A 19,009-nucleotide genomic window follows, 5' to 3' on the forward strand; every position below is an offset into this window, starting at 1 on the left:
CTCAGGAACAACGTCCACGAAGACGCACGAACGTGATCACCGGCGAGAAAGGCGGAGGTCAGGCGGCATCTGTGGCAACCCCACCGTGCGTGTGCATCCTTCCGATTTGCAAAAAACCGGACTCTAATTTCGGCCAGTAGAGCGGGCATCGACGATCACGCGGCTGAAAGCCCGAGCCTTTGAGCGACGGTTCGACAGACGTGACGCCCGCCGCCTCTCGCCGCGCCGACTAAGTCCGGCGTCAATCGAAATCGAGGGGCGTGTCCAGCACAGGTATTTCCTCCACCGGCCGCCCGCAAAGATGGTTTCGCAACGCCCGCAGCAGCAATGCTCGCAACGTCGCTTCGTCTGCGCCATCGCCGGCCTTCAGAAAGAGCTCAACGAGCGCCGCGTCCGTGAGCGTTCCGACTTTTTCCCGATGCCCTGCCCTGTACCCGAAAAGAACCCAGTCTCCGTTTGTCCTTTCATTGATCAGCCAAGCGTCATTGATATGATCCATCTATCACCATTTCCCGCGCAAACCGAGCTTACAATTTGCCGCGCCCGATTCCGGCGAACACTTGCCCGGCAAATCGGCGCGTCGTTATGTCAAACGACGAGAAAACGTCTGGTACGTCCAATTGGTTGACAGCCCCGGCGAGTGTTTGTTGGGTCAAGTTCCGGTAGACGTGAGCCTAGTGTCGTGAGTTAGAAGTTCGTTGAATCAATATCCTGTTATCTCCGGAATGACGAAACACTCGATAAAGAGCCGTTTGGATTCGCGCAATCCTTTACGGAAGATCACGGACTTCGTCTTGTTGACTGGATCTTCGATGAAGGCTCGCTCGTGGAGCCGGTTCAGTACATCCCAGTCCAACCCCTTCCATCCGCGGTATCGGTCGTGCAGGGTCAGCTAGACACTTCATTGATTGCATCGGTATTGATGTTCATGATGCTCCCGCCGTAGCGCTTCTGACCCGCGCACAAAACCGTTCGAGGCTGGCCAGGATTTCATCAGCCGACTTGGTCTAGATGAACGGTCGGGGACTGGCGTTATAAATGTCCAGGTAATGACAGATCGAGTCTTCGAGTTGGCGTGTCGACCGATGCGTGCCGCGTCGGAGATATTTCAGTGAGCGCGGCAAACCAGCGTTCGACCTGGTTAAGCCACGACGCCGATGCGGGTGTGAAGTGAACGTGGAAGCGAGAATGACGAGCGAAGCAGGCTTTGACCGAGGGCGTTTTGTGCGTGTCATAGTTATCCATCACCAGACGTACATCCCGGTACGAGGGCACGCTGGCTTCGATGGTTCGCAGAAAGCGCAGGAGTTCGCTGCTGCGATGGCGCCGATGGACCTCGGCGATCACTTCACCGGTAGCAATGTGTTCAGCGCTGCGAACAGCGTAGTCGTACGCGCCGTGACGGTGAACAGCAAGTTGTCGAATACGTCAACGCGGCGTTCGAACGTATTGCTGGATATGGTGCGTCCGAAACGCTTGGGAAGGAATTCCCACTCGTTTTCAGCGGTCGTGGATCCGTGGGGGAGAACGGGTCGCGGCGGCGCGCTCTCGCGCAAGGGTCCCAATTTGCGGGCCAACTGTTGGCTTACAAGGACGACGGGAAGCCTTTCTGGGTCCAGCTTCATATATCGCCCATCTCTGCTGACGGAGCAGGGGTACCCCCGTCTTGTCATGGTTTTCAGTGACGTCACCGAATTGATTCGGTCTTAGGAACGACTGCGTCGCCAAGCCCAATTCGATGCATTGACTGCCCTGCCCGATCGGCATGCATTCCCCCGCGTGGCTCCATGCACGATGAGCGATGCAGACTTTCTTCGCCATCGATCCGCGTCCGCGCTAACGCCGGCGAGGAAGCGTCCTGGTGCCTAGTAACGCGTGTCAAATTGGTCCGCAAGTAGATCGATGTATCGCTGAACCGACGCTTCGACCGCGGCTTTTCCGTTTGACACGATTTCGGCATGTCGGAAGCTGCCGTAGACGCTCTCGTACGAGAAGTCCTCGAGGAGCGCTGCCATCGCTCGAACTTTGGTCGCGGACAGGGGCAGATAGTTCGGGTAACTATACATGAACGACACGTGCGCCCGATCCGGCGTTACCTGCAAAATGTCGCCCGACAGAAGAGTGCCTGCTCCAGTGTCCCAATGAAGTACTGCGCCTCCAGGAAAATGTCCGCCCAGGCGCAACAGCGTCATATCCGATGTGAGCGACAGCTTATCGCCTGACCAAAATTGCACGGCACTTGAGGGAGAGACCACCCACTGCTTGTCTGCCTGATGGATCCACACAGGACAGTTGAATTCGCGAGCACACTCCGTCATTGTCGAATAGTAATGTGGATGTGAGATCGCGATCGCCTTCAGGCCGCCGAGCGCCTCGATGATCGCGACGGTCGCGCGGTCCAGCAGCGTAATGCAGTCCCACAAAACGTTCCCGTCCGCGGTTCGCGCAAGCAGCGCACGCTGTCCGATGGCGAAGGTCGGCTCGGTCCGTATCTCGAGGAGATCATCACGCAATGTGCGCCATGCGTTCGCATGACTCTCGCCCAACACACGCAACGTAGTCCATTTCTGTCCCGCCGGCGGCACGAATTGCCGCACGTCGTCGCAGATGAGGCAACGCTTCCACTCGTCCGTTTCAGGATACTGGATGCCACAAGCTTCACAAATTTGGCCCATGAGAGTGCCCCTCTTCGTCGTGGGTGCGTGGGTGTCGCACATCGTCCTGCGTTACATAGCATTCGGCGTGCACGTGGCCGTGCGGGTACCATCTGGCTCTCAACGCACTCGCCTGCTCGCGCCCGCTGTCTTGTCGAAACGGCGTTGCGTCACGTCAGCGACCCTGTCTCAGATCGACACAGCTTATTCCGCAGCCCGAGCGGCTCCCATCACGCAACAAATGGGACAGAGATCGGTGACTTCGGATGAAATGCCAAGCATGGCGCGGAGCGCGACCTTACAGTGTTAGGGGATCGCCCTTCCCCTTCCCTGGCTAAACCGTCTGCTACCGATTTCGCAGCGTGCTATAGCCGCGCCGCTCTTAGTCGACGAACGTGCATATTCGCGGAGCTTTTCGATGAGGCGCTCATATCGCCTCGTCTATAATCGAGTCGTTAATATGTCAACGACTGCGGGAGCACTACCCTATGAGTCAAACCCGCGGGCGATATGCGGGATCTCGAAAAAGCGGTGAACGTCGACCTCGTCCCATAGAACAGTCGTCGCCGAATCGTCAGCGGCAATCGTACGCGAAACCGCCTGCTCCTGACCCAGCCCAAGCAGCCTCGATTTTCAAGACGCGTTCGTTTCAGTTTTTGGTCAATGCAGTGGGCGCAGAGAATATCGCGTTAGGCCTCGATTCGAGCATGACGCGGGTCGCCGAGTTGATGAAAGGCGAGCGATTTACGCCTGAGACCGCTTTTCACATGGAAACGACGCTCGGGTTACCGCATGGCTTTTTTGATCAACCTTATCCTGCGCTTACGCCAGAAACCATCGCGCGGCTGAAATCACCGCTCGACTTCGCTCAAGGCGACGAGGAGCCGGAAGCCGAGTTTCAAGCACCTGAGCCTGCTGGCGCTGTACCCGTCGGCCAGCAATCGTTTCTTGAGGATAGTGTGTTCGAGGAAGGTCAAATGCGAAAAAAAACAACGGACGGTTCGCCCAAGGCCGCCGCCACGAACAGCGCAAGCGAAACGGCCAAGCAGCCTCGACAGCGTGCTGCCCGTAAAGAAGTCGCCGCGAAGTCCAAGACGTCGCTCAAAGCATCGGAGCAACACCCGCTGCCTTTGAATAACGGCGCCGCTGTTGAAAGCATTCGACGCGCGAACCTGCACGTTCTGACGACTCGAAACGGATCGAAAGTAAGACTCGGCGTGGTCATGGCGTTGAGCGGGTCGAACATGGCACATCGACTGCACGGCAAGAAGCGCATGGACGATGCCGAAGCGAGCCGTTTCACGGAGCGCCTTGGCTTGCCAGCCGGCTGGCTCGATACACCGCGCTCTGAAGCCGAGATTCCGGAGTCGGTGTCACGTTTGCTGACCCCTGCTGCGCGGGGTCGCGCGTCCGTTCAACACGACGAGCCGCCTGCGCTCGCAACTCAGAACAGCGCGCAAAGTAAGCGTGCCGCAGCAAAGGCGCGCCAAGGTGATTCTCATCTGGACGGCCAGGGTGCTGCGCAAAGCTTAAGGTCAGCAAATGTCCAGCGCGCGAAAGAGACGATCCCCGTCCCGTTAGATCAGGTCGGTGCTGCTTCTGGTGAATCGCCTGTTCGCTCGCTCGACGATACCGAGCAGCATGTCCCACCGGTCTCGTCCGTCGCACCGGTAACGATTGAGCCGGCACCGGCCTCCACGCTACCCGAGCGAAAAGCCGCATCGCTCCCCACCCCTTCCGTGACGAGCCTGGACAATCTTCACGGTATCGAGCCGATCGCGGAAGCCTTGATCAAGACGCTAGCGGGCAAAGCACGCACGGGTCGATTGGACGAGTTGAAAGCGCTGGAGCTTTTGCAGCAAGCGATATTGCTATAACGCCGGCGCCACTGCCGACCGCCATCGTGCTGTAATGCCAGTTCTGGCGAGCGACGCTCAGCGCGAGTGACCTTCTCGTTTCAAGCGACGATACGGAAAGGGCGCGTGTCAGTCCCGTCCGGCCCGCGTCGCTTGCTCCCGTGGCGCTGACCGGTGGTCGAGTTGTCGCATCGTCAATGGTCAAGAAATTGCCGGAGCTTGTCTGCCCGACTCGGATGCATCAGTTTTCGCATCGCCTTGCTTTCGATCTGCCGGATCCGTTCGCGCGTCACGTCGAATTGCTTAGCCAGTTCTTCGAGCGTGAAGTCGGACGCGGTATCGATGTCAAAACGCATCCTCAGTACCTTCGCTTCACGCGGCGACAGCGCATCGAGCGCCTCATCGATCGCATCGCGCAGGTTGGCATGCACGGCCGCGTCCGCGGGTGATGCCGCCATCGGATCTTCGATCATGTCGCCAAGCGTCGCATCCGCGTCTTCGCCCACCGGCATCTCGAGTGACACCGGTTGCTTGCCGACCTTCAACATGCCGCGAACCTTTTCTTCGGTCAATCCCATGCGCTCGGCCAGTAATGCAGGATGCGCGTCCTGGCCGGTCTGTTGGAGAATCTCGCGCGAAATCCGATTGAGCTTGTTGATCGATTCGATCATATGCACCGGCACACGAATCGTGCGCGCCTGATCCGCAAGCGAACGCGTCACCGCTTGACGCACCCACCATGTCGCGTAGGTGGAAAATTTCCAGCCGCGGCGATATTCGAATTTGTCGACGGCTTTCATCAGGCCGATATTGCCTTCCTGAATCAGATCCAGGAAGTGCATACCGCGGTTCACGTACTTCTTTGCGATCGAGATCACGAGGCGCAGGTTGGCTTCGATCATCTCGCCCTTGGCCTGGCGCATTTTCGACTCGGCCGCCATCATCTGCCGGTTGATTTTCTTCAGTTGCTGCAGCGGCAGAGCGGCGGCGGCTTCGATCTCGATCAGCTTTTCCTGCTCCGCCTGAATCGCCGGCAGGTTGCGCTCCAGTGCGGCGCCATACTTGCTCGACGCCGTAACCATGCGTTCGGTCCAGCCAAGATCGGTTTCGTGTCCCGGAAAGGACTCGACAAAGTTCTCGCGCGGCATCCCGCACCGGTCGACGGCAATCTGCAAAACACGGCGCTCGATCGCGCGCACCTGCGCGACCTGCTGCTGCACGTGCGCGCACAGCCGATCGATCGTTCGTGCCCTAAAGCGAATGGGCGCCAGCTCGCGCTGCATCGCTTCACACACGTGTGCAAAGCCAATTATGTCCGCGCCCTGGGTCGCGTCGGCGCGCGGAAGTTGAGCGAACAACTCGCGTACGCGCGCAAAAATGGCAAGGCTGTCGTTCGTGAGCTGTTTCAGGCGAGCTGCGTCTGCCTTCGCCGAATCCTGTTGCTCGGTCGCGCCGCATTCGTCGACCAGCTCGTCGCCCTCTTCGTCCCCTTTCTCCTCATTGCCGTCATTGCCGTCATCGCCGTCGGCGGCGGCCGCCGTGAGCTCAGCCGAATCAGATGAGTCCGAGACCCCCGCATCCGCCGCTGCGGCGTCTTCATTGAGTCCGTCAACCAATTCGTCAATGCGCAATTCGCCCGCCTCAATTTGCTCCACGCTTGAGAGGATTGCGGAGACCGTTGCCGGACAGGCCGCAATCGCGTGGATCATTTGGTGAAGGCCGTCTTCGATGCGTTTCGAAATCTCAACTTCACCCGCGCGCGTCAGCAATTCCGTCCCGCCCATTTCACGCATGTACATCCGCACGGGATCGGTGGTGCGGCCGAATTCAGAATCCACCGTGGCGAGGGTGACTTCCGCTTCCTCGTCGGTCTGATCGTCCGAGATGGCGGCCGGCGTAACGCCGTTCAGGAGCAGCGTCTCAGCATCCGGCGTCTGCTCGTAGACCGCCACGCCCATGTCGTTAAAGGTGCTGACGATAGTTTCGATTGCAGCGGTCTGCGCGAAGTTGTCGGGCAAGTGATCGTTGATCTCCGCGTGAGTCAGGTAGCCGCGCGACTTGCCTAACTGGATCAGCGCGCGCATCTGGCGTTGCCGCTCTTCATCCTGCAGAGCCGAGGACATTGTGTCCATCGGCAGCAAAAGTGCAGCAGCCTTGGCCTTGGACCCACGTCGGCCCGGGGCCTTAGACACGAAGGCGGTTGTAGCGGACCCAAAAACCTCACGATCAAAGCTTGTCATGCATTCTCCTTGGCAGGTGTGCTCGGCGACGGCGAGTCCGGCGGCTGAGAACATCGCGGCCGGCGCGTCAAAGACATTCAAGGGCTGAAGGCGGACGCGGCTTGTGATATCGCAACGAGCGGGGGACGCGGCCCGCTGATACGAGCGGGCCGGATGAAATGGCGCATCAAGAGTCAGTGCGATGTGAGCACTGCCTAAAATTATAGCACGAATTGCTGCGCCGCACCAAATAGAGGGGGCGTTCACGGTTCACCACGGCATCGCTGTGCTCAGCGACGACGAATGTTCGCCGCCCTTGGGTGCTGGATTTCCGCTCGCCCTTGAAGCGCATCGACGCCGCACTTCAGATGGCCGGCATCGACACGACGCAGCCGTTGCGTGCGCCCATCGAACGTTCGCAGGGCGACGATGAGAATGACGCGCCGCGGCCGGCGCGACCGGGCGAGTGAGATGGGTCGCTGGAGTGTTTCAGGTACCGCGCGGGTTCAGACGCCAAAGACGGCACCAGGCGGGTCAATGCGCAATACCGCTCGGGGCGATCGACCCATTGGATAAAAGCTCAAATGCAACTTGCGACAGGCGTTCGGCGGGGGCGTTCAGATGAGGTGCGGCATCCGGTGTTCCAAGCGCCCCGCGAAGACACAGCAGCGAGCGCAGTCACGGAAGCGAAGGTTGTCGACGCTCCGACTTCTGGTGTTGTCGGTTCTACCCGCGAAAGTCCCGGCCCGCCTGCGCCCTCCCCGCTTCGGTCTGCATCTCACGACTCGCTGCAGGACGGATAGCCGTGCGCGTCGAGCACCTGCTGCATTGTCGAATGCCTCCCACGAGCCCGGCCGACTCTGCATCATCGCGGCGTCTTCCGCCAAAAGCGTCAGCAGTTTCTTCACATTCAGCTCGCCGTGCGTGTTCGCCCCGCCGCTGCTTTTGTGCGCCGCGTTGCAGCGGGCGACCACCGAGCGCAGGGCGGCATGCACGCTATCGTCCAGTTCCAACTCAATCCTGACCATCGTGTCCTCAGGGTTTCACATCGCAAGCTGCAGTCGAAGGCTCTTGAAAACGCCGCGCCAAGACGCGCACCGTTTTTTTGCGCTCATCGAATACGCAGGCGCCGGGACCGTCGAACATGATCCCCGACTGCATCTCGAATAGGCATCCGGCGGCCCCGTCTCCCGAGCGCCACAGTTCACGCATGGATCGGGGCTCGCCAAACAGAAATGACGCAATCCATTCAGACCGGGTCGTCGGCTGCCGGCGCGGGAAGAGCCACAGACGTCGCCTTGAAGCACGGGTAGGATTCGCAGAACTCCGCATGACGCGGAACTCTCTTCGATGTTTTTTTGCCGCATGCCTTCTCGCCGCCCACATTCTCGACCTTCCCGTGCGTCCTCGCGCAAGCCCCTCAACAAAGCCATGTTGCTGCCGATGCCAGAGACCGCGGCGCGAGAAATCTCCCTGGTGAATCATCTGACCTTTGTCGCATGTCGAAGTGGCTCCGGCTCTGCGTATTTGTTCAATGAACTAATCCGGATGATCTATCTCGCCTACTATATTCAGGACGCGGGCTTTGGCGACACCGACTTGATCATCTACGCGTGCGCAGAGGCGGCCATGGAGCGCGTTTTGCAACGCGCCGAACACGCGCGGGCTTGGACACTCGACGCCAACGACATCCCGCTTTTCGAGGCAGTGCTGCGCCAATCGGATCGTCAGCTCGCAAACGCACCAAGGCACGTTCATCTTGGCGCCCGCCACCGACTCGACTGTTTCGCTGCCAGCAATCGAACCTCCCCGCTGCGTGCCGCGGCGACCAGCCACTCAGCTGGCCACTAAGCCGGCACTGAGCCGGCCTTGGGACGGTGCTTACCACGCCGGGAAACCGATTTTTGCCCAAGGTATCAATGCGCACGGAATTCGTTTCGTTTGATACGCACGAACGCCCAACAGGGATATTGAGGCAATACGGGCCGCAAAATGGTGATGTAAGTTGCGTGCCGACCCATGGTCGCGTGAAACAATGCGCGATTTCGCCGCGATTTCGTCGAAAATCTGTTTTATAACAACCGGTTAGGCTCGAACGCCATTTTCGCAGCAATGTTTCACACCGAGTTAATCCCTAGGATCGCGTGAATCCACGAGGAATGTAGGACTCCGTATGATTCTTCTGCGATCATTGAGCGGTTTGTGTGGTGAAGCGTCTGGTTGCATCGGGCGGACTGTCTCGCTGCGCGCGCGGCTCGACCGGTGAAGGACGCACGCGAACGAGAGCGCGATGTGCGGGTCCGGAGACGGTTCGATGGGCGGACATCGTCGGCGCCTGCCGGACGATGACTGCCCATTTTTCCGCGAGTGCTTACGCCGGCTTGATATTCGCTGCCTGCTTGCCCTTCGGACCCATCTTCTCGTCGAACGTCACCTTCTGCCCTTCCTTGAGTGTCTTAAAACCTTCGGCGCGGATTTCCGAGAAATGGGCGAACAAATCGTCACCCCCGCCATCAGGCGTAATGAAGCCAAAACCCTTGTCGTCCTTGAACCACTTGACCGTACCAGTTGCCATTTTTGTTGACCTAAAAAGTTGAAGACGGCCCCGCCCTCGCGAGCGCCGGACGCTATCTTGACCTGCTCGCACGCACTAGGCAACCGAGAAGATCATGACGCGGCCCCCTTCCGAATAATCAGTCTGAATGCCATTGCGTGCGCCTTGGGTGAACTCGCTCGCCCTTCCCTGCATCGCCCCATGGCGCGCGAAAACGGTACAAACGGCTGCCGTGCGCAGCCTTCGATCGACCACTCGATGCGCGCCTGGATCGATGGTTGGACCCACCGCGACGCGCAGGCGACGCCTCTCCCCCACCGGTCGGCGCGAATGAACCGAGCACGGAGGGCCCAGATGCGCGTGTGATGACGTCGACTCGACCGCTGTCCTTCGGTCCGTTTAATGACCTGCCAATGAGTGGGTGGCGGCGCCGTGTCCGGCGTCCAGGCGCCAGAGGCCGTTCTGAGACCCTTCACTTGGTTGCGGCGTCCGCGTCGAATCCGGCGCCAATTCGGTGCCCGAGGCTACCAGCCTCGCGCCTCGCGACGCGCTGCCGGCGCGGGGCTGAATGTCACGACCGGTCCGACGTCTCCGCGGCACGAAACGCGCTGCTCACGCGATTCGATCGGTCATTGGCCGCGCCGTCGTGCGTGGCCGCTTATCGTCGGCTCACGAGATCTGAACCGGCCAGCAGACATCAACGGACGGCCCACCGTCCGTTCCACCGAGTCCAGTTTCGCGATCCCAGTTCCGGCCGGCAAAGCTTCCAGAACGCCACACCGGCGCTGCCACGTTTCGTCTGAAAGCGTGGACTTTCCGTACTCGCGGCAGGCGATGTTGCACGCCAAGGTTGCCGCTAAGCGCCGTACCGATCGTCCGACAGCGTCGGTTCTTGTGCGGCGCTATGGACCATTGTTGGTCGTCTGGGGACGGCTGCAGAGGTCGTCCGCACGTCGGCACTCTACGAGTGAACGGCGCGGACAATTCGCGTAGTCGGACTGGCCAGGACCGTGAGCCGCTTGGGGTTCGCCCCGGCATTTCGCTCGCGTGACGCCTGGCACTTCCTCGTCTGCCTGCGGACTCTAGCGAATAGGTGCGCGGCACGAATGATCGGCGCGGGGACCGCGGACATCTTGAGACCGGCACGCCTACCGGCGCAGCGATCGTCGATGAGCATTCGCTTCGGGTCCTTAGCGTTGTTCACCGCCCGACCCGGTGCTCCGCGTCGGCGGCTCGCTTCGCCTGCATTGCCCGTGCGCTCGATGTTGGCGTACCGCCCGTCTCACCCCGTCGTCTCACCCCGTCGTCTCACCCCGTCGTCTCGCTCAGATTGTGCCGTCCCGGCGCCTCGATCGCCGTCTTGAGAGCGGGTTTTCGAGCGCCCGTCGCACCTGCGCATGCGGGCAATGTGCGGAGTTTTGTGGACATGATCTTTCTATTGGAGCAAGCGAGTCGGCCCCGTCCAAGTGCCGTGCTCGGCCGTGCGTTCGTTGATCTCGCGCGACGCCGGGGCGATTCATGCGGATACTCAGACGGCGGTCGCGTACGCCACGTCACGCGCCCGCTGCCCGCACTTTCAGGAGCTCACGCAGGCCGGCGATGTGCGCCCGCACCGCACCCGTCACCGGCGGCTTTGGGTGAGTCAGCGGTGCCGTGCAAGGCTGTGTTTTGCCGAGCGCCTCGCGTTGCGCGTGGGCGAAGCGCTCGAGATCGAGCGCGGTGGCTGGGCGAAGTTTCCCGGACGCGAGCGCCGTCGCAAACGACGGCATCCATCCGGCGGCCTGCCGACCAATGCGCTCCGTGAGGCTAAAGATCGTCAACGAGTCACCACCGGCCCCGATCACGAACTGGCGCGCATCGTCCGCGTCAATGAACGTGCGGCCGGCATGTTGGAGGGCAACGGCCTGGGCGTCCACGTGCTGCTGCGCGCGCGCTTGCTCGGCATGGTGGTCGGCGTTCCGACGACGCACCAGCAGGGCGAAATCGACCGGATTGCGGAGCAGGGCGCGAAGGTAGTTGATTGGCGCCTTGGCGAGCTTCAGATGATCCCAGGTAGCTTCCACGACATCGGAGAGGCGCTTGCCGTGCTCACGTGCCTCGCGCATGAGTTTGAAAATCAAGAAATCAAAAAAACCCAGGGCGCGCAGGCGCTGAAGGTCCGCAGGCAGTTGGCCCGGTTGTCTCTTTTGAAAAACAGAAGGGCTTAGATCCTTATATATTCCACCGTCTGCCACATTGGCAGACGGTACAGACAAAGAAGGCTCGGCCGATGCGGGTGCGGTTGAAAAGGGCGTCTGGCCGGCTTCGTTCTCGTGCGCGCGTGAAGGCTCAATGAGGCCGAGGAGAGCTGCGGCATGCTCGGTGAGATGAAGGTAAGCGCGACCGAACAACCCGGCTTCGACATAGCGGCCCTGCGGGCGACGCTCGATGAGTCCGGCGACCTCGAGATCGTCGAGACTCCGGTAGAACGTCCGCATGGATTGCAGGGCGCGGCCCGTGAGCAGTTCACGGCGCGCAAAGATGGCACCGAACGGTTTGGCAGCGTCGACGGTACGAGCGAGGGCAGAGAGCACAGCGCGAGCGCGCGGCGGAATCTGTTCGATGTGCGCGGCGCGAAACGCCGCCCGGAAGATGATCCAGGGCAGGTTGGTCGAGTCACAGCGAAAAGCGGTGAGGGCGGCCGAATCTTCGGGGTGTGCTTCACCCTCGCCAGCAACGAAGCGTTGCGCGATAGACATGTCGAGCGGTCCATTACGGTAAATGGATGGGTTTTGCTTGACTGTCGATCTTGTTGCGCTACACTCCGGGGTGTCTGTAGTCCCTTTCCAGTTTCCAGCTGGGGAGTAGTGCGGCAAGGTTTCCAGCCAAGCCCACAATCGCAAAGGCCCTCAGTTTCCAGCTGCGGGCCTTTGTCTTTCTAGCCTCAAACTTTCTTCATTTCCTTCTCCGTTAGCGGCTGCGTAGTACGAAGATCTTAAAAATCAATAATTTACGTTTTTTGAGCCTGTGCTAGCTGCTCAAGGTGTTTGCGGATCGCGTCACGGACAGAGTTCGCGATCTCCTCTGATTGGAATTCGATCCGCATGACATTTTTTGCACTGCGGACGTCGCACCAGGTTGTCTTCCCCGAGCGGATCTTGAAGTTCGTTGTTGCTGTCGCTGCTTTCTTGGGTTCGACGGAAGCGCGTGCGAATTTGACCGCCTGCGATTGGTCAAGCTTCCTATCCGCAAGACGCTGGACGGCTTCTAGCACTCGGTCGCTCTTGCCCGCCTCAGCGAGGACCGCCAACTCGGCCGCGGCGTTCGCTCCCAACAGCGCCATGTTCGCTTCAAGAATCTTTCGAACCTCCTGCGGGAGACGTTCGAAGGACAAAAGAGCGCTGATATGAGACGGACTGATCCCCACATGCTCGGCAACAGATGCCTTGCTCAGTTCTGGATGCTCCGTCTGGAATCGCTTCAATCCAATGTACTTCTCATAGTCAGTAAGGTCCGACTGCATCAAATTTGCGAAGAAGGCTCCTTCATCGGCCTCTTCAGCTGTTGCCTCTCCCAGCACACAACGAATGGTTTCGCGGCCTAGCTCCCGATACGCATCGCTTCGATGGTGTCCCGAGATAATTTCGAATCCGCCTTCTGCGCGAGGCAGGACAACTACTGGATGGATGAGCTTGTTGTGCCGCAGGTTGTCGCGCAGTTCGGCATACTTCTCTGGAGCCATGTATCTGCGCCGGCCCGGGACCTCATGCAGATCGGAAAGAGGCACATCTACGGCGCCGCCCATCTGCTTGGCTTCCTGCAGCTCCTTCTTGAGGCGGTCGATCTCATCCTGCTGTTGCTCCGACTTCGCTTGGAGGTGCATCAATTGACCGGGGGCGGTACGAGGTGTCGTCGCCGCTCGATTCTGTGCCTCGTCTGCCTCCTCATCTGTGAGGCGTATATTCGCGGCCTTGGAGGCAAAATTCTTCATGCTCATGATGCGTTACCCCCTTTCTGCCATAGAGCCGAGACGCGATCATCAACGCGATCGACAAACTGGTCACAGGGCGTCCGAATCCGTCGCAGTGTCTCGGCGCCGCCTTCATACGTGCTAATGTCATAGACGGTCGCGAACCGCATATTCGTATTGCGCGCCACATCTGTTTCTGGAATTTCGACAGGGATGACCCGGTTACCGTAGAGTTGGCTAATCCACGATTGGACGGCCTTGGCCGCTGGCTTCGGTGTCATGCGCGTGATAAGAATGTCGAGGAAGTCGAATTCTTTGCGCGACTGTTCTCCGCGTGCTGCCATGCCTGTCACCAGATCCGAAAACAGGTGCCAAAACTGCACCATCGACGCGAACGATAAAACGTCAGGCACTACAGGCACAATTACCCCGTCTGCTGCAAAGATTGCATTGATGGTCAAATAGCTTAGCGTCGGAGCCGTATCCAAAATGATGTAGTCGTACCTGTCGCGCAGAGCTTCAGTTCCCGCGTGAAGTACATTTTCGAACCGCTCGCCGCGGGCGCCCGCCGATGCGCGCGCGGGCAGCATGAACTCAGCATTAAAGAGCTCAGTGGACGAAGGGATCAGGTCCAAGTTGGGCCAGTAGGTCTCTTGAGGAAGGGTACGCATATCAAACTCGTCACCCTTCAAGTACGCCTCGATCAAAGGCATGATCGTCTGCGAAGCGTCGACTTCTGCGTGCGGGTTGATCCCGTACAGCGTAGTCGCACTTCCTTGCGGGTCAAGATCTATGTGGCAAACACGCCGACCACGACGCATCGCCAGCCCCTGTGCAAGGACTGTCGACATCGTGGTTTTGGTCACACCACCTTTGAAGTTGGCGACCGCAATAATTTTGCCGGGACCCGATCGAGGTGTTGGAACAAGCTCGGCCCTAACCCATTGAACAGCCTCTTCCACAGTGAACTGACGCGGCGAGCCTCGACGCGTTTGTTTACCTTGAGGCAGCTCACCTTTTTTGAGCATATAGGCCATCCGTTGGACGTCGATCCCGCACATTTCCTGGACCCGCGCCGAGCTGAGCATCGGCGGAACCTTCCTTGGAAAAGGTTCGAGTAACTCGTCGCGGATCTTCTGCAACATGAAGTCGGACAGTCCAGCGAGCCTTATAAGATCTTCTGGCGTAGTCTTACCCGGGTTGGCGAGGTCTAAGTCCATGGTCCACTTTCCATCGTTTGGAATTATTCTATCGATATGCGAGATTTCGATCCAACGGATAGAATCAAGAGGAACTTTAGACGTCTCGTGTGGTAAACGCAAGTTAACTTTGCGCCGTTCGAATCGCGGAGCGCGTTGTCCTGTGGACATGCAGGGAGGATTTCGCGAAAAGACGTTAAGTGTGGAACAAGAGCGTCGACGTGAAACAATCCTTGACCCGAGGCAGAAGGGGTCGCTGAGTGCGCCTGCCTAACCTGGATGCCGCGATCGACGTCCAAAAGGCCGAGTTGGTCGTGAAGCGTCGAAGCTGCCTAATCACGCGGCCGAAATCGTCTTGCGATAGTCGGCGCGAGATGTGCCAGGTTGCTTCCGGCATCGCGGGCCCTCGTCGACGTAAACCATCGCAATGACGCTGCCGACCTCGTGCACCCTTTACACGAAATTTTTATTTTGACCCTTGTGCGTTTCGCACCCGGAGCATTGACAGCACGAGTTGGACGACCGGCGCAAAATCCTGTCCGGCCGTAATGATTTCGTCGGCGTCAGAGGCTTCAACTGAGAACTCGAAAACAAAGCGGCTGACGCGCTGGCTCCGGCTTTTGCGCACCTTTAGGCTGACCTGCGATTCCTCTTTGGTCCCTACGAGATGTGCGACGATCTTCTCCACGGTGCGTCTTTTTGGCTTTTGCAGCAATTCGTCCGCGCGACGGATCATCTCGGCCGTGCCGATGACCTCGTGGACATGGAGAAGAACATCGCCAATTGCGTTAATGAGTATTTTTCCGTCAAAAAGCTGCAACACTTGTGCAGGGAGCCGCGACACTGCCACTGCCCACTTGAGGTGGGATTTACTCCAGCCCAGCAATTCGGCCGCTTCGGTTATTGAATCCCACCGGCCATCGGCGACTCCGTTTTCGTACATAGCCGCCAGCACAAGAGGGGAGCTGGCTTTCGACCGACGTTTCGGCGCAACAGGCTCCTGGCCGTCCAGCAGCTTGACGATTTGATGCCACGTCAGGCCGCGAGCATCAATGAGCCGGGCGCGCTCCTCAAGCGCATGGGGTCCGTATTTTCTCGCAAGGCTCACGAGTTCTCGCGCCGTGCTGCTCCATATTCCCGCGGCTTGAAAAAGTGAGAGCACAGGTGGCGGCAGTTTCGACACGCCAATGGCCCGGCTCAACTCTTCACGGCTCACACTCGGCGTCAGATGGCCTAGTGCGGCGAGAGCTTCTTTCTGAGAAGTCCACTTCTCCTTCGCAAGACCGGAGAAATAGAGTTCAGCGAGCAGCAGCGGATTTCGCGCGATCGGACGTCCTTCTACGGTCTGCAAGACTTACGCTCCATGGTTTGTTCGTTTTCATTCTCCCAGATCGCGGCGCGTGGCAATCCCGCGAAAGAGCGCCTTTTTCCCCGGCTTTTCGAGCGTCGTTACCGTGCAAAACGGGAGGTGCTACTCGCCGAAACGTTGTGTTTCTGTCATCCGCTCTCTTGTTTGTTAGGTTTTTTGCGACTAGCGGAAATGGTTCGCCGAAATGAGGACTTTCCGAAAGCTTTGAACGCCGAGACCGATCTCCCATCCGTTCTTTCCAAGCTCGATAGTCTTCAAGTGGAACTCACAGCCGTTGCAGGCGCGCTGCTCGAGCGGTTGGGGGCGACGAACGGCTAAATCCGACAACGACTCCGACTTCGTCATGCTCTAAATCGGCAGCCTTCGGCCCATGCCGTTCGTATGAAGCTAATTACCCGCCGAAGGGACCAACAAGTTCCGGGATGACGTCCTTGCGAGCGAGCCCGAGCGGGCCGAGACAGTTTCAATGTCCACTTTCACGCGCCGGGGTCTAGATACGCTGGGACTGACCTCTGTCAGAACCGAGGCGGAATCGTCAGAAGTCCTGGGGGGCGGAACGGCGTTGCATCCGTGCGATAGGTAAATAGTGAACCTAAGCGATCTTTTTCAACGAGACAACCGCTGGGGCTCTTCGAAGGAAGCGCGCTTCCGCGCGAGTTACCTTGGCTTGCAACCGCTGGGTTGATTACTCCAATCGACATTTGTTGGCATGGCATTGCCCCGGGGAAGCGGTACAAACTCTCCGACGGTGTGGTGCATGTATCCCCTCAATGAAATCAGGAAAGACGATCAACCCGCTCGCCTATTTGCGTGCGCTGTGGCATGGGACCATCGATTTCGCGTGCTTGAAAAGCGAACGTGAGACGGAGCCCCTAGCTGCTACTGAGCGCGCGTGCATTAAGCCGCAGAGGAACACGCGTTAGGGAGAAAGTTCGAGCGTTGTAGGAAGAAGCTTCCAGTTCGACAGCGCCAACGTTCGGACCAGTTGAAGAACTCGGACTGGTGGCCTTGGCGCCGGACGGTCATCAAGGTCGTTCCGTTCCACAAAGCGCTCGAAATCGTTGCATCAAGCGTTCACGGATCTTTGCGGCCAACTGCGCAAGGTAATCACTCGCGACGACTACGCGCCGTACCACCTTCGCCCGACCTTACTCCGCGATCGTGTGTTGACCACGCAGAGTTCGCCCTCGGCGCCTTGAAGGAAACGCTACCGCGGCTTGCGCCCGATGAGCATCAAAACCACCACAGAGCTATCTGGGTAGCTCGGATGCCAAAGTGTAAAGTTCACTAACTATATGATTTGTATTAGTAAATTCGCGTGCGACAAATGTGACATTTAGCGCAACCCCCCAAATCGGCACACGAAACCGCGCTTTTCCGGCTACGGTGGCCTTCCGTACCGGTCATGGTTAGAGCACAGCCGAATCTCGCCTTGGTCTGGAAAAGCTCGCAAAAAACTGCGTATTTGTTCGCCGAGAGAGCTATCCGGGTAGCTCTTATCGCAGCAATGCGCTTCGCCACGTCGTGTCGTGTAAAGGCGCATAAAACACATCGTCTTTCAGGGAAAAAAAGGACGTTCGCGCTGTTTCAATGGTAGCCATTCAACAAGGGTTGCCATGCGTCTTTTTAAAAACAAACGTCGCACCGCGCTTTCTACGGCTCCGGGCATGTTCGCGGAGGAAGATCCGAGCAAGGTCATCTTCGAGACGAGTACCCGACTCAAGCTCGAAGCAAACCGCTGGATGCTCATTGCGTTCGGTCTCGCGTTCGTGGCGGCAGGGGCTGTTTGGACGCGCCAGCCGCCGCCGTCGGTGACCCGCGTCGTTGGAGTCTCGGCGGACGTCGGCGGCCATCCTATCGTCACCGAGCTCGTGGCCTACAAGCCTGACTCGCAGGCGATCCGCACGACCGTCAAGGACATGGCGGTGCGCTGGTTCACGATCGAGCCCGTACTGACCGATCGGCTCGAGACCTCACGGATGACCGCCAACATCAATTCCGTGAAGGCGCAGATGATCGGCGCCGCGACGGGCCAGTTCCGCGACTGGCTCAAGCTGGACGCGCCGTTTCAGGCGATCACAGCCAATCCGAAGCTGATCCGCGAAGTGGACGTTCGCAACATCGCATTGCTGGAGGACTCGACGGTGCTCGTGGAGTTCACCACGACCACCTCACAGGCAGGCTCCGTAGGCAAACCCGAGGTCAAGCAGTTTGCGTTGACCTTGCGCTATCAGATCGTCGTGCCTACAGCTGACCAAGCGCTCACGGCGAACCCCTTCGGCATTTACATTCCGTTCTTCCGCCTCGAGCGGACCGCATAAGCATGACCGCTACCAAGTTCAACAAAGGGCCGGTTATCGGCTTGTGCGTCCTCGCTGCGTGGGCCGTGTTCGCTACACCGGCAGCCGAGGCGAAAAAGCCGTCGAGCGAGGGCAGCGGATTCAACACCGCAATGGTCGCTGGCGACCCGATGAGCCCGATCAATCCTTTCAATGGTGGTGCTGATCCGCTGACGATGCCGGGCGATGCTCGCATTGGCGTGTTTCCGTATAGCCGCGACCAGATCTATCGTGTGCTCACCGCGCCCCTGAAACTCACGACCATCGAACTGGAGAAGGGCGAGAAGCTGATTGCCGATCCCGCGATGGGCGACAGCGTTCAGTGGGAAATCGACGACGACAAGATGAACCATGTGTTCATCAAGCCGCACAAGGCGGATCTGGTCAACACCCTGCATCTGACGACGAACCTGCGCGAATACGACTTCACGCTCATCGCCTCGCCGGCGGGGGGCATGTTCTATCAGACCGTGCGTTTTCAATATCCCCGCGCCCCGATGGCCCGGGCTGGCGCGCGCGACGATGCCAGCGGCACCGTCGGCAATGGCGGTCGTGGCGGCGTCGATTCCGGCAGCATCAGTGTGGCTCCAGACAAGCTGAACTGGGACTACAGCGTGGACGGCGGGGCCGAATTCACGCCGGAGACCGTATTCGATGACGGTCACGCGGTCTGGTTGCGCATGCCCGGGAAGGCACAAGAGTGGCCCGTGCCGTTCATCCTCGATCACGGCGATCGCGTTGTAGCGAACTTTATCCGTCGTGGCGATTTCCTCGTTCTTCAGCGTTTGGCTGATGAGATCGTGTTGCGTTCGGGCAAGGATGAAGTCACGGTGACGCGCGGCCGCCGCCGGATCTTCGAAGTGTTCTGAC

Annotated in this window: 15 protein-coding genes and 2 pseudogenes; 7 read left to right on the forward strand and 10 right to left on the reverse strand. The window is 59.2% G+C overall.

The genetic code is table 11. The features are described 5' to 3' along the window. Nucleotides 1-241: 241 nt before the first annotated feature. From AWB76_RS11835 to AWB76_RS39120, 3 genes and pseudogenes are all read right to left on the reverse strand, one after another. Nucleotides 242-499 carry a hypothetical protein gene (locus AWB76_RS11835; RefSeq protein ID WP_061160324.1) on the reverse strand — a complete coding sequence of 86 codons (258 nt, stop codon included), beginning with the start codon at nucleotides 497-499 and terminating at the stop codon, nucleotides 242-244. A gap of 204 nt (nucleotides 500-703) precedes the next feature. After that, a pseudogene (locus AWB76_RS42130) lies at nucleotides 704-930 on the reverse strand (DUF6429 family protein). Continuing rightward, nucleotides 927-1,391 (reverse strand): annotated as a pseudogene (locus tag AWB76_RS39120) (IS630 family transposase); the annotation flags it as partial. The pseudogenes AWB76_RS39120 and AWB76_RS42130, both read right to left, overlap by 4 nt. A 57-nt stretch (nucleotides 1,392-1,448) precedes the next feature. On the opposite strand from AWB76_RS39120, the gene AWB76_RS43040 reads away from it, so the two are divergent. Further along, nucleotides 1,449-1,685 carry a PAS domain-containing protein gene (locus AWB76_RS43040; RefSeq protein WP_082864426.1) on the forward strand — a complete coding sequence of 79 codons (237 nt, stop codon included), beginning with the start codon at nucleotides 1,449-1,451 and terminating at the stop codon, nucleotides 1,683-1,685. Between the two features lie 180 nt (nucleotides 1,686-1,865). On the opposite strand, the gene AWB76_RS11845 is transcribed toward AWB76_RS43040, so the two are convergent. Continuing rightward, nucleotides 1,866-2,675, reverse strand: a complete 810-nt coding sequence (locus AWB76_RS11845; RefSeq protein ID WP_061160399.1) for an MBL fold metallo-hydrolase — start codon at nucleotides 2,673-2,675, stop codon at nucleotides 1,866-1,868. A 467-nt stretch (nucleotides 2,676-3,142) separates the two neighbouring features. Between AWB76_RS11845 and AWB76_RS11850 the strand changes: the two genes are divergently transcribed. Next, a complete protein-coding gene (locus AWB76_RS11850; RefSeq protein WP_061160326.1) occupies nucleotides 3,143-4,531 on the forward strand; it encodes a hypothetical protein in 1,389 nt (462 codons plus the stop codon). 173 nt (nucleotides 4,532-4,704) lie between these two features. Here the strand turns inward: AWB76_RS11850 and rpoD are convergent, their stop codons facing one another. Continuing rightward, complete coding sequence (rpoD, locus tag AWB76_RS11855) at nucleotides 4,705-6,750, reverse strand: RNA polymerase sigma factor RpoD (protein WP_061160400.1); 2,046 nt, start codon at nucleotides 6,748-6,750, stop codon at nucleotides 4,705-4,707. A 320-nt stretch (nucleotides 6,751-7,070) separates the two neighbouring features. Between rpoD and AWB76_RS42680 the strand changes: the two genes are divergently transcribed. Together AWB76_RS42680 and AWB76_RS11865 are read left to right on the forward strand one after the other, a co-directional pair. Beyond that, nucleotides 7,071-7,199, forward strand: a complete 129-nt coding sequence (locus AWB76_RS42680) for a hypothetical protein (RefSeq protein WP_268807888.1) — start codon at nucleotides 7,071-7,073, stop codon at nucleotides 7,197-7,199. Nucleotides 7,200-8,160: 961 nt separating this feature from the next. Continuing rightward, nucleotides 8,161-8,580, forward strand: coding sequence for a hypothetical protein (locus AWB76_RS11865; protein ID WP_061160328.1), 420 nt, complete (start codon nucleotides 8,161-8,163; stop codon nucleotides 8,578-8,580). Nucleotides 8,581-9,100: 520 nt separating this feature from the next. On the opposite strand, the gene AWB76_RS11870 is transcribed toward AWB76_RS11865, so the two are convergent. The 5 genes from AWB76_RS11870 to AWB76_RS11890 all read right to left on the reverse strand — a co-directional run bounded on the left by AWB76_RS11870 (nucleotide 9,101) and on the right by AWB76_RS11890 (nucleotide 15,782). Further along, nucleotides 9,101-9,304, reverse strand: a complete 204-nt coding sequence (locus AWB76_RS11870; RefSeq protein ID WP_061127923.1) for a cold-shock protein — start codon at nucleotides 9,302-9,304, stop codon at nucleotides 9,101-9,103. A gap of 1,532 nt (nucleotides 9,305-10,836) precedes the next feature. Further along, the gene (locus tag AWB76_RS11875) at nucleotides 10,837-12,021 is read right to left on the reverse strand and encodes a hypothetical protein (protein WP_061160329.1); all 1,185 of its coding nucleotides are present in this window, start codon (nucleotides 12,019-12,021) and stop codon (nucleotides 10,837-10,839) included. Nucleotides 12,022-12,272: 251 nt separating this feature from the next. Next, nucleotides 12,273-13,259, reverse strand: a complete 987-nt coding sequence (locus AWB76_RS11880; RefSeq protein WP_061127925.1) for a ParB/RepB/Spo0J family partition protein — start codon at nucleotides 13,257-13,259, stop codon at nucleotides 12,273-12,275. Further along, nucleotides 13,256-14,452 (reverse strand): ParA family protein, encoded by a 1,197-nt coding sequence (locus AWB76_RS11885; RefSeq protein ID WP_061160330.1) that lies wholly within the window; start codon nucleotides 14,450-14,452, stop codon nucleotides 13,256-13,258. Before AWB76_RS11885 ends, AWB76_RS11880 begins: the two co-directional genes overlap by 4 nt. A 445-nt stretch (nucleotides 14,453-14,897) precedes the next feature. Next, on the reverse strand, nucleotides 14,898-15,782 hold the full coding sequence (locus AWB76_RS11890) for a ParB/RepB/Spo0J family partition protein (RefSeq protein WP_157696107.1): 885 nt from the start codon (nucleotides 15,780-15,782) through the stop codon (nucleotides 14,898-14,900). Between the two features lie 12 nt (nucleotides 15,783-15,794). Between AWB76_RS11890 and AWB76_RS40850 the strand changes: the two genes are divergently transcribed. The 3 genes from AWB76_RS40850 (at nucleotide 15,795) to AWB76_RS11900 (ending at nucleotide 19,008) form a co-directional block, all read left to right on the forward strand. Continuing rightward, the gene (locus AWB76_RS40850) at nucleotides 15,795-16,118 is read left to right on the forward strand and encodes a hypothetical protein (RefSeq protein WP_143746570.1); all 324 of its coding nucleotides are present in this window, start codon (nucleotides 15,795-15,797) and stop codon (nucleotides 16,116-16,118) included. A 1,298-nt stretch (nucleotides 16,119-17,416) separates the two neighbouring features. After that, nucleotides 17,417-18,121 (forward strand): VirB8 family type IV secretion system protein, encoded by a 705-nt coding sequence (locus AWB76_RS11895; RefSeq protein ID WP_061160332.1) that lies wholly within the window; start codon nucleotides 17,417-17,419, stop codon nucleotides 18,119-18,121. A gap of 2 nt (nucleotides 18,122-18,123) precedes the next feature. Next, entirely contained in the window at nucleotides 18,124-19,008 is an 885-nt protein-coding gene (locus AWB76_RS11900; protein ID WP_061160333.1) for a TrbG/VirB9 family P-type conjugative transfer protein, read from the forward strand. The last annotated feature ends 1 nt before the right edge of the window (nucleotide 19,009 follow it).

The organism is Caballeronia temeraria (assembly GCF_001544795.2).
Classification (GTDB): Bacteria; Pseudomonadota; Gammaproteobacteria; order Burkholderiales; family Burkholderiaceae; genus Caballeronia; species Caballeronia temeraria.